This window comes from Flavobacterium sp. AK-301, from assembly GCF_058310215.1.
This window is the reverse complement of record NZ_JBZEES010000009.1, coordinates 29,415-43,695: the sequence shown is the minus strand read 5'-3', so window position 1 is coordinate 43,695 and position 14,281 is coordinate 29,415. Positions and strand designations below refer to the sequence as shown.

11 protein-coding genes are annotated in these 14,281 nt (G+C 32.5%); 9 read left to right on the top strand and 2 right to left on the bottom strand.

What is annotated here, in order from left to right; genetic code table 11:
- Positions 1-184 precede the first annotated feature (184 nt).
- Together AC4FQX_RS11850 and AC4FQX_RS11845 are read left to right on the top strand one after the other, a co-directional pair.
- The gene (locus AC4FQX_RS11850; protein WP_491167916.1) at positions 185-1,957 is read left to right on the top strand and encodes a phage tail-like protein; all 1,773 of its coding nucleotides are present in this window, start codon (positions 185-187) and stop codon (positions 1,955-1,957) included.
- Positions 1,958-2,271: 314 nt separating this feature from the next.
- Positions 2,272-3,387: a phage tail-like protein gene (locus AC4FQX_RS11845; protein ID WP_491167915.1), complete on the top strand. Its 1,116-nt coding sequence runs from the start codon at positions 2,272-2,274 to the stop codon at positions 3,385-3,387.
- A gap of 82 nt (positions 3,388-3,469) precedes the next feature.
- On the opposite strand, the gene AC4FQX_RS11840 is transcribed toward AC4FQX_RS11845, so the two are convergent.
- On the bottom strand, positions 3,470-4,063 hold the full coding sequence (locus tag AC4FQX_RS11840; protein WP_491167914.1) for a glutathione peroxidase: 594 nt from the start codon (positions 4,061-4,063) through the stop codon (positions 3,470-3,472).
- 187 nt (positions 4,064-4,250) lie between these two features.
- Positions 4,251-7,400, bottom strand: coding sequence for a cytochrome c biogenesis protein (locus AC4FQX_RS11835; RefSeq protein ID WP_491167913.1), 3,150 nt, complete (start codon positions 7,398-7,400; stop codon positions 4,251-4,253).
- A gap of 224 nt (positions 7,401-7,624) precedes the next feature.
- Between AC4FQX_RS11835 and AC4FQX_RS11830 the strand changes: the two genes are divergently transcribed.
- The 7 genes from AC4FQX_RS11830 (at position 7,625) to AC4FQX_RS11800 (ending at position 14,207) form a co-directional block, all read left to right on the top strand.
- Positions 7,625-8,389, top strand: coding sequence for a Rossmann-like and DUF2520 domain-containing protein (locus AC4FQX_RS11830; protein ID WP_491167912.1), 765 nt, complete (start codon positions 7,625-7,627; stop codon positions 8,387-8,389).
- A complete protein-coding gene (locus AC4FQX_RS11825; protein WP_491167911.1) occupies positions 8,373-8,900 on the top strand; it encodes a KdsC family phosphatase in 528 nt (175 codons plus the stop codon). Before AC4FQX_RS11830 ends, AC4FQX_RS11825 begins: the two co-directional genes overlap by 17 nt.
- 70 nt (positions 8,901-8,970) lie before the next feature.
- Positions 8,971-9,864, top strand: coding sequence for a geranylgeranylglycerol-phosphate geranylgeranyltransferase (locus tag AC4FQX_RS11820; RefSeq protein ID WP_491167910.1), 894 nt, complete (start codon positions 8,971-8,973; stop codon positions 9,862-9,864).
- Positions 9,857-10,450 carry a Maf-like protein gene (locus tag AC4FQX_RS11815; RefSeq protein ID WP_491167909.1) on the top strand — a complete coding sequence of 198 codons (594 nt, stop codon included), beginning with the start codon at positions 9,857-9,859 and terminating at the stop codon, positions 10,448-10,450. Before AC4FQX_RS11820 ends, AC4FQX_RS11815 begins: the two co-directional genes overlap by 8 nt.
- A 5-nt stretch (positions 10,451-10,455) precedes the next feature.
- Positions 10,456-10,998 carry a mechanosensitive ion channel domain-containing protein gene (locus AC4FQX_RS11810; protein ID WP_491167908.1) on the top strand — a complete coding sequence of 181 codons (543 nt, stop codon included), beginning with the start codon at positions 10,456-10,458 and terminating at the stop codon, positions 10,996-10,998.
- A 113-nt stretch (positions 10,999-11,111) separates the two neighbouring features.
- Positions 11,112-11,516 carry a hypothetical protein gene (locus AC4FQX_RS11805; protein ID WP_491167907.1) on the top strand — a complete coding sequence of 135 codons (405 nt, stop codon included), beginning with the start codon at positions 11,112-11,114 and terminating at the stop codon, positions 11,514-11,516.
- A gap of 153 nt (positions 11,517-11,669) precedes the next feature.
- Entirely contained in the window at positions 11,670-14,207 is a 2,538-nt protein-coding gene (locus tag AC4FQX_RS11800) for a PIG-L family deacetylase (protein ID WP_491167906.1), read from the top strand.
- The last annotated feature ends 74 nt before the right edge of the window (positions 14,208-14,281 follow it).

The window sequence follows — 14,281 nt, the reverse complement described above, 5'->3', positions numbered from 1 at the left end:
TTTACATGCCAGAAATCAAATTTAATATATTTAATTTTAACTAATATTTTGTTTTTTGTTTATAAAAAAACCTAATATTTCTTTCTTATAATTTATGACTCCTTTTGCCCCCTCTTTTCAACCTTTTAATCAATTATATCTATTATGTTCGTACTCTCAAATTCTAAAAGTTAGATAAATTAAAATGAAAAAGTTGTTTTCCGTACTATTAAGTCTATTATTTTTTACTATTGTTTTTTCTCAGACCAGCATCGGCACACATATACCTGAAGGTGCTCTGGACGTCTCTTATCCTAATAATAAATGGGGCTTAGTTCTTCCTCAGATTGATCAGGCAGAGAATACCAAGAACCCTACAAAGAAACTTGTAAAAGAAGGAACTATAATTTATGATCTAGAAGAAAAATGTATTAAATATTTTAACGGCTCTAAGTGGAGCGGGTGCATGTTAGAAGAATTTATTTCTAATCCTTTAAACCTAAAATGCAGTTCTGCTATTGTAAATAACGATATTATTACTAACTCTCCAGTCCCTGACGGAACAGTAGTTATAATTCCTTATTTAAATAAAGGAGATGTTCTCGCTTATGAAAAGTTGACTATTCAATCTGAAGGTATAACCGGATTGAATGCTATTCTTTTTCCGGGTTCTTTTGAAAAGGATTCAGGCAATCTGGTATTTTTTATTTCAGGAACTCCTTCTGCTAAAGGTGAGGCTAAATTTCCTTTGAGTATAGCAGGAGTACATTGTGAGTTTGTTATTACCGTAAAGGAGGATACAGTGATTATTCCTAATCCTATTAGCCTGGAATGCAGTTCTGCTATTCTAAATAATGATATTATTACAAATTCCCCAATTCCTAATGGAACAGTAGTTATTATTCCTTATTTAAATAAAGGAGAGATTCTTGCTTACGAAAAGTTGACTATTCAATCTGAAGGTATAACCGGATTGAATGCTATTCTTTTTCCGGGTTCTTTTGAAAAGGATTCAGGCAATCTGGTATTTTTTATTTCAGGAACTCCTTCTGCTAAAGGTGAGGCTAAATTTCCTTTGAGTATAGCAGGAGTACATTGTGAGTTTGTTATTACCGTAAAGGAGGATACAGTGATTATTCCTAATCCTATTAGCCTGGAATGCGATGCAGCTGTTCTGAATAAGGATATTATTGTTAACACCCCAGTCCCTACCGGAACAACAGTTTCCATTCCTTATTTTAATAACGGAGAGATTCTGGCGTATAATGGGGGGTCTATCGAACTTAAATCAGAGGGTGTAACCGGATTGATAGCTTTTCCCGTTTCTAATTCTTTTAATAAGGGTTCAGGTAATTTAGTCCTTTTTATTATCGGAGCTCCTTCTGCCAAAGGTGAAGCTAAATTTTCTTTGAGTATAGCAGGAATAAATTGTGAATTTAGTATTATTGTAAAGGGTACTACAACAACTAATCCTAATCCTACCCCTACTCTTACTTGTGACATAAATAATCAATTAAACTCTGCCACACTAAATGGTAAACATATAATAAACGGAGAAGAAGTGATGGTTACTTATACTACTTCAAATGTAAAAAATTATACAAATTCAGGAAATTCTTGTAGTACGTTTCTGGCACCAAATAAAGGTTTCCATTTAGGGCATAATAATGCGCCCAGCAGTATCACCATTACCTTTTCCCGTGCTGTAACCAATGTAGGAATCGCTTTTATATCTGCACAACCTGGCGAAGTGTTTACCTTTACGACAAATGGAACGAAACCAATTAAACTAGGAGTTGATAGTACTTGCGCTGACAGAATCAGCGTAAATGGTAATAAAATGAGCTTCCCGGGGAACTTCGTAGGAGGAGATATTAATGTAGGCGGAACATCGTTTACAGTGTTAAAAATTGAACATAACGGAAAAGAATTAGGTGCTATATTCGCTTTCTGTTTTAATAACGCCAATACTTTATAAATACTAAAAAATATAATTAATATATTTTAAACCACAAGTTCTAAACTTGTGGTTTTTTTTATTCTTTCCCCTTATTTCTTCCGGCAAAGTCATGCAGACTTTGGAACGTAAAAAACTACACTTAAAAAATTAAAAACAAGCCTATTACTAGAACATCTCTGCTTCAAAAAAAACTATCTATAACAATTTGTCTTTATTTTATATACAAATTATCACATTTAATGAATTAAATTTAATTTTACTAGTATTTTGTTAATAAAAAAACCTAATCGTAGTAAGTTTACCCCTATTAATTCAAAAAAATAAATTTTAAGATGAAAAAGATGTTTTTGGAGTTATTAAGTCCATTTGTTTTTACTACTGTTTTTTCTCAGACCAGTATCGGCACACATATTCCTGAAGGTGCTCTGGACATCTCTTATCCTGATAATAAATGGGGTTTAGTTCTTCCTCAGGTTGATCAGGCGGAGAATACCGAAAATCCTACAGGAAAACCTATAAAACAAGGAACTATTGTTTATGACCTGAAAGAGAAGTGTATTAAATATTTTAATGGTACAGAGTGGAGCAAATGTTTATTAGGAGGATCTATTCCTAATCCTTTAAATCTGGAATGCAATTCAGCTGTTCTGAATAAGAATATTATTGTTAATTACCCAATCTCTACCGGAACAATAGTTTCCATTCCTTATTTTAATATAGGAGAGATTCTGGCGCATGAAGGAGCTACTATTCAATCTGAGGGTGTAAGCGGATTGATAGCTACTCTTATTCCGGGTTCTCTTGACAAGGGTTCAGGAGATCTGATATTTTTTATTTCAGGAACTCCTTCTGCCAAAGGTGAAGCTAAATTTCCTTTGAGTATAGCAGGGGTAAACTGTGAGTTTATTATTACTGTACAGCATTATACAGAAATTGAAGCACCGGATATAACTAATCTTACTTGTGATCAAAATAATCAATTAAACTATGATACATTAAAAGGTAAACATATAATAAACGGAGAAGAAGTGACCGTTACTTATACTTCTACAAATGTAACTGCTCGTACTGAAAAAGTTTTTAGCTGTAATGTGACTACAATAGATAACAGTTTATGGTTAGGACGTAGTAATAAACCCAGCATTCTTACTATTACTTTTTCCCATCCTGTAACTAATATAGGAATTGCTTTTAGAGGTGCAGAGAATGGGGAAGTGTTTACCTTTACGACAAAAGGAAATCAACCCATTCAACTAAAAAGCAATAGTTCTTGCCAAGACAAAATCAGTATAACTGATAATATATTAAGTTTCCAGAGAAGCACGATTGTGGTGGGGGGAAATATTACTGTGGGGGGAGAATGGTTTACAGAGTTAAAAATTGAACATAACGGAGCAAAAAATGGTTCATTATTCACTTTCTGTCTAAATAACGCCAATGCTTTATAAATAATAAAAAAATTAAACTCCTGTATCTAATATACAAACCATCTTTAAAAAGATGGTTTGTATATTCAATTCTATTTTAAAATCAACTTTTAATCCAATTCACAATCTCAGCATCCGCTGGTAATGTTTTCGGGCTGATTACTTTTACTAATTTTCCATTTTCATCTAACAGATACTTCTGGAAATTCCACTCCACTTCTGAATCCTTAAATCCATTTTTTACCTTTTCGGTCAAAAACTGATATATCGGATCCATATCATCTCCTTTTACTGAGATCTTACTCATCATAGGAAATGTTACTCCATAATTCTGCTCGCAGAAAGCTGCTATATCTTCATTGGTTCCAGGTTCTTGTGACATAAAGTTATTTGCCGGAAACCCTACAATAACAAAATTACTGTTCTTATACAAATCATATAAAGCCTGTAAATCTTTATATTGTGGTGTTAAACCACACTTTGAAGCGGTATTAACAATCATAATTTTCTTTCCTTTTAATGAAGCAAAATCAAAAACCTCTCCATAAAGGTCTTTTACTTTGAATTGATAGATATTTTGTTTACTCATAGGAATTGATTTTTCATTGGTTACTGCAACATCTTTTTTGATCTGAGCCTGATTCTGACAACTTATTAAAATCATCAAAGCACAAGCTCCAATTACTACTTTTTTCATAAATATATTGTATTTAGGTCTGTAATTGAATATATAAAATTAATTAAAAAAAAATCAGTTTCCAATTCTCAGTACTCAATTTCCAGTATACTGTATACAGCTTCCTGTATACAGTTCTCAGTATTAAGTATTCGACATCCAAAACTATCAACTATCAATTGTTAATTGTATACTGAAAACTAATAATTTATTTCTTATAGTACTTCTTATATTTATAATAAGAGAACGCTCCTAATATGGCTACAAAAAGTAACGAATAATATACAAAACTTGGTGTTACTACTTTATCGCCACTTGCATAGGAATGTAAACCAGTCAGATAAAAATTCACTCCAAAATAAGTCATCACAATACTTGAAAAAGCAACAATACTAATTAGATTAAAAAACCATCTTCCTCTCAGAGCGGGTACAAGACGCATATGAATTACAAAAGCATAAATCATTATACTAATCAGTGCCCAGGTCTCTTTTGGATCCCATCCCCAGTAACGTCCCCAGCTTTCATTAGCCCATTGTCCTCCTAAAAAGTTACCAATCGTAAGCATAACGAGACCAACAGTTAATGCCATTTCATTAATATAAGTAATCTCCTGAATATTCAGATCCATTCTTGTTTTATTCTCTTTTGTTGTAAAGATCATTAACAATAATGAAACAACACCTAATATCATTCCTAAAGTAAACGGTCCATAACTTGCTACAATTACTGAAACGTGGATCATTAACCAATAAGAATCCAGTACAGGCACAAGATTTCCGATTGCCGGATCCATCCAGTTCAGATGTGCTACCCACAGAATAATTGCAGCTACAAAGGCTGTAGAAGCAACAGTAAGATGTGATTTTCTTCCAAAAATAAGTCCAAACAGCATAGTAGCCCAACCCACATAAATAATAGATTCATAAGCATCGCTCCATGGTGCGTGACCTGAAATATACCAACGCACAATCAGACCTAAAGTATGCAATACAAACAGAACACCTATAATTACATGACATACTTTTATGGTAATTTTTAGTACTTTATTCTTATCATTGAATATTCTCAGAATAGTGAAGATAAACATGAATATACCTCCTAAAAGATACAGTTTATACAGATTCTTAAAAACATCATATTTGTTATACAGTATTTCTGATTTTATTTTGTTCTCAGTAGGTCGTACCTCTGCTCCGTACTTTATCTGGAATTTACTAATGCTTCCTAAAAGTTCATCTGCTGTTTTATAACCATTCGTTTTTCTTGCTTCATTCAAAGAAGAAACATACATCGGTAAAATATTTTTAACATACAGTGAGTCAATCCCTTTTATAGGTGCTTCATTCAGTTCTAAATAAGAAACCCATTTATTATTCTCATCATAAGGAATCGGAAATATTTTTAATATTCTACCACTCAAAGCAGAGTATAATAAATTTACTTTCTGATCTGCTTCGATGAAATCTTTCTGAAACTGGTTCGGAACTGCTTCCTTATAAGCATTCTCCAGTTGTTTTGTCAATTTATAGTTACCTCTATCATCAAAGAAACTTACTAAAGGAGCATATTTTGCTTTACTCTCCAGATTCAGTATTTTTCTGATACTGTCATTTCCTCTTTTCAGATAAATCAAAGGTACATTATACCATACCTGAGGAAATTGTGTCATTGATAAAAAGACCTGATCGGAATTCAGTCCTTTATAATGATCCTCATGGCTTACTTTTCTCAATAATTCCGAAGAAAAAGTATTAACCGGTTTCATTCTTCCGCGATCATCCTGAATAATCATTCTTCCAAACTGAGCCGCATGATTATTAGATACAGAAAGACTTGTAATAATAGAATCCAGTTGTTTCTCTGTAGGCAGTTGATGTGCTGTATGATTATCTTGTGCAAAACCACTAAATCCGAACAATAAGACCAAAATAGTCATTAATTTCGCTTTTTTCTCTTTTACTTTATTCAGTTTTGCTTTCAGATCTCCAAAACGGGTATTTTTATCAAACAAAATAACTAGCATAGACAGATATAAAAGAGTATAACCGATATAAGTGATCCAGGTTCCCCAGAAATCATGATTTACGGACAACACGGTTCCCTTCTCATCCGGATCGAAAGAAGCCTGAAAGAAACGATACCCTCTGTGGTCTAAAATATTATTCATATAAATTCTCGCATCAAAGTTTCCTTCTTCTTTATCTTCAACGGTTACCTGACTCTCAAAAGAAGAATAACTTTTCTCCGTTCCCGGATATTTTGCTGCAATAAACTTATTCAGTTTAATATCAAAAGGTAATATATATACCTTACTTCCATAAAACAGTGTGAATTCTAAACCACCCACTTTATAGACTTGCGGTTGTCCCATTTTACCTTTTGCACCTAATAAAGAAACTAATTTTTGTTCATTACCTACTTTTATTGTTACCTGTAAAGCATCATCTGTTTGTTTATCTTTATAATCGTTATTTGATTTAAAATCCACAATTCCTTTAACCGCAGGCTCTGGAAAAACAAATTGAGCGCCTCCCAAATCATAAAGTGAACGCAATATTAAAGGCTGTACAGAATCTTTGGCAACACTTCCTTTAAACTGGTCTGCCATACGCATAAAATTACCTTCAAAAGGGGTTTGAATAGTATAAGCATCTCCAATTTTAGTGATATTGATAGCACCTTCCGTAGGCTTATTAAACGCATATAACATATTATGGATACTTTGTACTTCTCCTTCTTTTAAAAAATGTTCATGACGATTTCCTTCTCCCGCTTCTACCATTTTAAAATAGAATATACCATTTGGATCTTCCTTAATATATTCTGTTGCTCCCATTATGAAATTATCATATTGAACTTCAAACGGTGTATCGCTGAACTTATCTTTTATAGAAAAATCATTTTTAGTAGCTGCAGATAATAATAAATGTTTTTCGTAAGATTTACGTTTTAATTCTCCTTTATAATCTCCATCAACAAAAACAGTCAGATAGGTCTTATCTGAAAAAACCTGATTTTCTGTTGCCCCTACTCTGATTGGCATCATTCCTTCATAACTGATATAACGAGTTATAAATGCCCCTATCAATATAAAAATGAACGCAAGATGCAATATTAAAGTAGACCATTTTTCTTTTTTATATAGCTGGTATCTTTTAATATTACCAAGGAAATTAAGCAGAAATAAAACCATAATGGTTTCAAACCACCAGGCATTATAAATCCAGATACGAGCAGTATCTGTATTATAAGCATCTTCAACAAATGTTCCAATTGCCATTGCTAAAGCAAAAGCTAGAAATAAGAACGCCATTAACCTGGTAGAAAATAAAAGAGAAAATATTTTTTTATCCATGAGTGGGAAGTTATTTTTTAAAACTCATGCAAAAGTAAGTAAAATAGTTTTAAAGAAATGAGGTTTTAACAGATCACAGAACATAGTATCTACTAGCATTTTCAATGGTTTAACAAAAGTTTATGCTTTAGAATTAAGAAAAATGATCTTTATAAACTCTCCCCTTCTTTAACTTTATAACTTTACAATATCTCATCCTCATTTTTTTTCAATAATTTAGCCCCATGATTAAAATCAGCATTATAGGATCCGGAAATGTAGCTCAACATTTGATAACAGCCTTTATGAAAAGTACTGCTATTGAGGTAGTACAGATCTATGCAAGACATAAAGAAACTATTTCAACTGTTTTTCCCGAAATAAAAATCACGAATAACTTTAATGAACTAGCAGAGGCAGACCTGTATATTATATCTGTAAGTGATGATGCTATTGCCGAAATATCTTCTCAACTCCCTTTTCAGAATCGTTTAGTGGTTCACACTTCCGGAAGTGTTCCGCTGGAAGCACTGGACAATAAAAACAGAAAAGGCGTGTTTTATCCTCTACAGACCTTTACAAAGAACAAAACAGTAGATTTTAAAACAATCCCTATTTGTCTGGAAAGCGAACATAAAGAAGACTTTATCATTTTAGAAAGAACAGCACAAGCTGTTACAGATAAAATCTATCCTATTTCTTCAGAACAAAGGAAAGCATTACATGTTGCAGCTGTTTTTGTGAATAATTTTGTGAATCATCTATATCAAATTGGCAATGAAATATGTATTGAAAATGAGGTCCCATTTAATATTTTAAAACCCCTTATTATAGAAACTACGAATAAAATCATGAGTCTCTCTCCTAAGGAAGCCCAAACCGGTCCTGCCAGAAGAAAAGACCAACAGACTATTAATAAACATATTGCCTTTTTAGACAATAAGCTCTATAAAGAAATTTACAAAAATCTAACACAATCCATACAAACAGATCATGGCACAAAGCTATAAGGAATTAATGAACGATATTACTACATTTATTTTTGATGTAGATGGTGTTCTTACAGACAGTACAATAACAGTTACTACAAACGGTGAAATGTTGCGCACAATGAATATAAGAGATGGTTATGCCATTAAAACGGCTGTAGAAAGCGGTTATAATGTATGTATCATATCCGGAGGAAGTAATGAAGGAGTTCGTGTAAGAATGAGAGGGCTCGGCGTTACCGATATTCATCTGGGAACACCGAATAAAGTTGAAACCTTTGATGAATATACCGATATTTATAAGATCAAACCAGAACAGGTATTATATATGGGAGATGATATTCCAGATTATCATGTCATGCAGTTAGTAGGATTACCAACCTGTCCCCAAGATGCCAGTCCGGAAATTAAAGGTATCAGCAAATACATTTCACATGTTAACGGCGGAAAAGGATGCGTTCGCGATGTTATTGAACAAGTAATGAAAGTTCAGGGAAAATGGATGGAACATTTTGATGCTAAATCAGACTAATCCTTTCATATTTTAAAATACCAACTAAACAGATTAAAATACTAACAATCTACAACTGATTATTTAATATATGCTGCATTTCTTCAAACTTATTAAGTTTAAAAATCTATTCGTATTACTTTTTACTCAATTACTATTCAAATACGGTTTTCTGAAATTTCAGGGGATACCATCAGCTTTAAACAATTGGCAGTTTCTGCTATTAGTTTTAGCCTGTCTGTTCATTGCAGCAGCTGCTTATTTAATCAACTCTGTATTTGACACAGATACCAAAGAGTTAGGAATATCAGAGAACAAAGCTTATAACTATTATGTTATTCTGAATATTATCGGTGTCGGAATTGGTTTTTATTTAGCTAATCTAATTGGAAAACCCGGATTCTCAGCTCTGTTTATTAGTGTTGCAATTACTTTCTACGTCTACGCTTCAAGTTTAAAACAAAGCTTACTGATCGGAAACTTTATTCAGTCTCTTACCCTGCCACTATGCATTCTTATTATTGGAGTTTTTGATATGCTTCCGGTGATACAACCACAAAACAGACCTCTACTATCTGTTCTTTTTCAAATTATGATCGATTATTCTGTTTTTTGTTTTATGATCCTCTTTTTAAGAGAAATTGTAACAGACCTCAAAAACAGCAATCGGGATTACAACTCAGGAAAAAGCACTTTACCAATCATTCTGGGGATTAAAAGAACTACAAAACTGGTTTTTGTTTTAAGTATTATTTCTATTGCTGCGGTTATCTACTATATTTATACCTATATTTTTAATCTGGAAATTGTTACAGGATATTTGATGCTGTTTGTATTAGGTCCTCTCCTGCTTTTCAGTATTAGAACATGGATCGCTAAAACAGCTAAAGATTTTAATACATTAAGTCTGATCCTGAACGGGATCTTAATTTTAGGAATACTCTCTATTCTTATTATAACTTTAAATAAAGAATATTATGCTTAAACAGGCTATTAAAGATCATACCATCGTATTAGCTTCCGGTTCTCCCAGAAGACAGCAATTTTTTAAAGACATGGATATTAATTTTGAAATTCGGTTAAAAGAAGTAGAAGAAATATATCCCGATCATCTTTCCGGTTCAGAAATAACTGATTTTTTAGCAGAATTAAAAGCTGCTGCTCTTGAAAAAGAATTGAAAAAGAAAGAAATATTAGTTACCAGTGATACCATTGTATGGCATAATGATAAAGCACTGGGAAAACCAAGAGATTATAATGATGCCTTTGCTATGCTAAAATCTTTATCGAATGCAACACATGAAGTCATCACTTCTGTATGCTTCAAAACAACAGAAAAAACACTTACGTTTCATGAGACTACTAAGGTAACACTAACAAAACTATCTGAGGAGGAGATCCATTATTATTTAGAAAACTACAAACCTTTTGATAAAGCCGGATCTTATGGTATTCAGGAATGGTTTGGATTAATTGCTGTTTCTAAAATCGAAGGCTCATACACCAATGTAGCGGGATTACCGGTACAAAAAGTTTATGAAAAATTAACTAGCTTTGTATTAAACGACTGAATAACATGCTCAAAGATTATCATAGAGAAATAATAGGTTCTGTAATCATTATTGTATTAATGATCATATCACGATTCCTTGTTCCTTTTTTAGTAAAAGGCTTTGCGAGTGTATCAGAAATTATTGAACGGCGCGCCAATTTGGTTAGTAAATATATCAATGGTTTTATTACTTCTTTTGGAGTAGTAGCATTGTTCATTACCTGGGGAATACAACCGGAAAATATATATCTTGCCCTATCTACTGTTCTTGCTTTTGTCGGAGTGGCTTTATTCGCACAATGGTCTATTCTTAGCAATATTACTGCAGGAGTTATTTTATTTTTCTCCTTTCCATTTAAGATTGGCGACATCATTAAGATTCATGATAAAGATTTCCCCATTGAAGCTGAAATTGAAGATATAAAAGCTTTCCATGTTTACTTAAAAACAGCAGAAGGTGAATTCATTACCTATCCAAATAACTTATTATTACAAAAAGGAATCACTATTGTAAACTATAAAACGGATACAGAGCCTAAAATCAAACCCGAAGATTTTACGGATTAAACTTCATACCCTAAAATATTAACATTTTTTTTATTTAAATAAAAAATTAAGGCATAATTATTGGTATATTTATCTAAAGTAAACCCAATCAAACAACTTAACACTTTTTAAAGATGAAAAAATTAATAATTGTAGGAATAGTACTATTTTCGTTAAATACTATCTATTCACAAGTATCTGTAAATGTAAATATTGGCACACCTCCTGCATGGGGTCCCACTGTTACTAACGCTCGTTATTATTATCTACCTGATATAGAGGCATACTATGATATTAATTCTTCCGTTTTTATATATCTCGGTTCAGGAGGAAACTGGATAAGAACCAAAAATTTACCACGAAAATACAGAAGCTATGACTTATATAACGGACCTAAAGTTGTTATAGATAATTACCATGGTTCATCTCCATATACTTATTATAAACATCCCAATAATGGTAACAAAAAAAATATTTATACACGTGGGAATAAACATCATAATAAAGGCAAAGGCAAAGGTCATAATAAACACGATTAACACTACAAAAAACTTTATTTTACCTAACAACAGAGACTCTAACATGTCTCTGTTGTTGTAAAAGATGATTTTTTTATTTTACAACAACAGAACAAAAAACAAATTCTTAATAAATTAGTATATTTGAAATCTTAGTTAAATAATATTATACTGATGCAAAAGTTTGTTTTTAAATTCTTTCTCCTTTTATTATTCTCATCTCAAATCCTATCTGCACAACAGCCTGCTAAACCCAATTCTGTTGAAATTTATCATCAGATTCAAAAACTGAATTTTCTAGGTTCGGTACTTTATCTTGCAGCCCATCCGGATGATGAAAATACCCGATTAATTTCTTTTCTGTCCAATGAAAAAAAGGCACGAACCGGATATCTGTCTTTAACTCGTGGTGACGGAGGTCAGAATCTGATCGGAACAGAATTACGGGAACAATTAGGCGTTATAAGAACTCAGGAATTAATTGAAGCCAGAAAAATTGACGGAGGAGAACAGTTTTTCTCCAGAGCAAATGATTTCGGTTATTCAAAAGTACCGGATGAAACACTAAATTTCTGGGATAAGAACAAAGTAATGAGCGATATTGTCCAAATCATCAGAAACTTTCAACCAGATATTATTATCAACCGTTTTGATCACCGTACCCCAGGAACCACACATGGTCATCACACTACCTCAGCAATGTTAAGCAAAGAAGCTTTTAATCTGGCTAATAATAAGAATGTTTTTCCGGAACAATTAAAACAAGTTGAAATATGGCAACCTAAAAAATTATTTCTGAATATCTCGTGGTTTTTTTATGGCGGACAGGAACAGTTTGAAAAAGTAGACAAATCAAATATGATTTATGTTCCAACAGGTGTCTATTACTCCTCTTTAGGGAAATCCAATCAGGAAATAGCTGCTCTGAGCAGAAGCAGCCATCAGTCACAAGGCTTTGGAAGTACAGGAAGCCGTGGTGATGATGTTGAATATTTTGAATTGATAGAAGGTAAACCCTCCAAAAATCAGAATGATCTTTTTGAAGGAATTGATACTTCATGGAATCGTGTAAAAGACGGTAAACCAATTGGAGAATTATTAAATAAAGTTGAGAAAAATTTTAATTTCAAAAATCCTTCTGCCAGTATTCCTGATCTGCTAAAAGCGTATTCTTTAATTCAGAGTTTAAAAGAGGAACACTGGAAAAAGATCAAATCAGAAGAAATTAAAAAAATAATAGCAAACTGTGCGGGTCTATATCTGGAAGCTATCACTAAAGATCAATCAGCAACTCCGGGAGATACTGTACAACTGAAATTAGAAGCGATTAACAGAAGTGATATACCAATGGAACTGATCAAAGTAACTATTTTACCTCAGCAAACTTCTATTGTTAAAAATCTAACTTTAAAAAACAATGCGGATCACAAAATCGAAACAGAAATCGAACTTCCTCATAATTTAGATTATACTTCTCCTTACTGGCTTAATGAACCAAGTACAACCGGAATGTACACAGTAAACAATCCGGAAAATATAGGGACTCCTGATATCATCAGACAACTGAAAGCTGAATTCTTTATTAAAATAAACGAAGTTACAATTCCTTTTGAACGTTATCTGGTCTATAAATACAATGATCCTGCAAAAGGTGAAATATATGAACCTTTTGATGTTATTCCTATAGTAACCACTACAATAACAGACAAAGTCACTATTTTTAACACAAAACAATCTAAAAAAACGACTGTAAAAATCAAAGCAGGTAAAAATAATGTAAAAGGAGAACTGCATTTAGAAGTGAATAAGGACTGGTCAGTAACTCCGAAAAGTATCCCTTTTAGTATCAGTAAAAAAGGAGGTGAAACAATCGTTTATTTTGAAATAACTCCTCCTGAAGGAGCCAGTGAAACAACTGTAAAAAGTATTGCTTTAGTTGATAATGAAACTTTTGAAAAAGAACAGATTATTATTGACTACAGCCACATTTCACGTCAGCAGATATTACAACCTTCTGAAGCTAAACTCATTAAACTGGATATCAAAACTAAAGGAGAAAAAATAGCCTATATCATGGGTGCAGGAGATAATATTCCAGAAAGTCTTTCTCAGATGGGTTATCAGATTACTCTGGTAAAACCAGAAGAAATCATAAAAGAAAATCTTCGTCATTTTAATGCTGTAATTATAGGAATCAGAGCTTATAATACGGTTAATACATTAGCTTATAAACAAAATATCTTATTTGATTATGTTAAAGAAGGTGGTACAATGATCGTGCAGTATAATACAAGCGGAAGACTGGTTACAAATACAATCGCCCCTTTTCCACTCCATATCTCCAGTGATCGTGTTACAGATGAAAATGCAGAAGTTCGCTTTCTAAAACCAAAACATAAAATATTGAATTTCCCTAATAAAATAACAAAAAAAGACTTTGAAGGCTGGGTACAGGAACAAGGATTATACTATCCTAACCAGTGGTCAAAAGAATTTGAAACCATCATTTCTTCAAATGATAAAGGAGAAAATCCAAAAAATAGTGCTATTTTAATAGCCCCTTACGGAAAAGGTTATTATATTTATACTGGATTAAGTTTTTTCAGAGAGCTACCGGCAGGCGTTTCGGGTGCTTATCGACTAATAGCCAATATGATTGCTGTTAATCAACCTGAAAAAAGCAATAATGCTGTACAAATGACAGTTAATTAATTTATGAAAGAAAAATTATACATTTGGAAAAAAAGCTACAGTTTGGTAATCATAGCCAATACTCTCTATATTAT

Bases quoted from the DNA above. Each gene is read 5' to 3' on its own strand.
- AC4FQX_RS11810 (WP_491167908.1), top strand. From the start codon at position 10,456: ATGCTCAAAGATTATCATAGAGAAATAATAGGTTCTGTAATCATTATT.
- AC4FQX_RS11845 (WP_491167915.1), top strand. From the start codon at position 2,272: ATGAAAAAGATGTTTTTGGAGTTATTAAGTCCATTTGTTTTTACTACT.
- AC4FQX_RS11805 (WP_491167907.1), top strand. From the start codon at position 11,112: ATGAAAAAATTAATAATTGTAGGAATAGTACTATTTTCGTTAAATACT.
- AC4FQX_RS11800 (WP_491167906.1), top strand. From the start codon at position 11,670: ATGCAAAAGTTTGTTTTTAAATTCTTTCTCCTTTTATTATTCTCATCT.
- AC4FQX_RS11835 (WP_491167913.1), bottom strand. From the start codon at position 7,400: ATGGATAAAAAAATATTTTCTCTTTTATTTTCTACCAGGTTAATGGCG.
- AC4FQX_RS11830 (WP_491167912.1), top strand. From the start codon at position 7,625: ATGATTAAAATCAGCATTATAGGATCCGGAAATGTAGCTCAACATTTG.
- AC4FQX_RS11850 (WP_491167916.1), top strand. From the start codon at position 185: ATGAAAAAGTTGTTTTCCGTACTATTAAGTCTATTATTTTTTACTATT.
- AC4FQX_RS11825 (WP_491167911.1), top strand. From the start codon at position 8,373: ATGGCACAAAGCTATAAGGAATTAATGAACGATATTACTACATTTATT.
- AC4FQX_RS11815 (WP_491167909.1), top strand. From the start codon at position 9,857: ATGCTTAAACAGGCTATTAAAGATCATACCATCGTATTAGCTTCCGGT.
- AC4FQX_RS11820 (WP_491167910.1), top strand. From the start codon at position 8,971: ATGCTGCATTTCTTCAAACTTATTAAGTTTAAAAATCTATTCGTATTA.
- AC4FQX_RS11840 (WP_491167914.1), bottom strand. From the start codon at position 4,063: ATGAAAAAAGTAGTAATTGGAGCTTGTGCTTTGATGATTTTAATAAGT.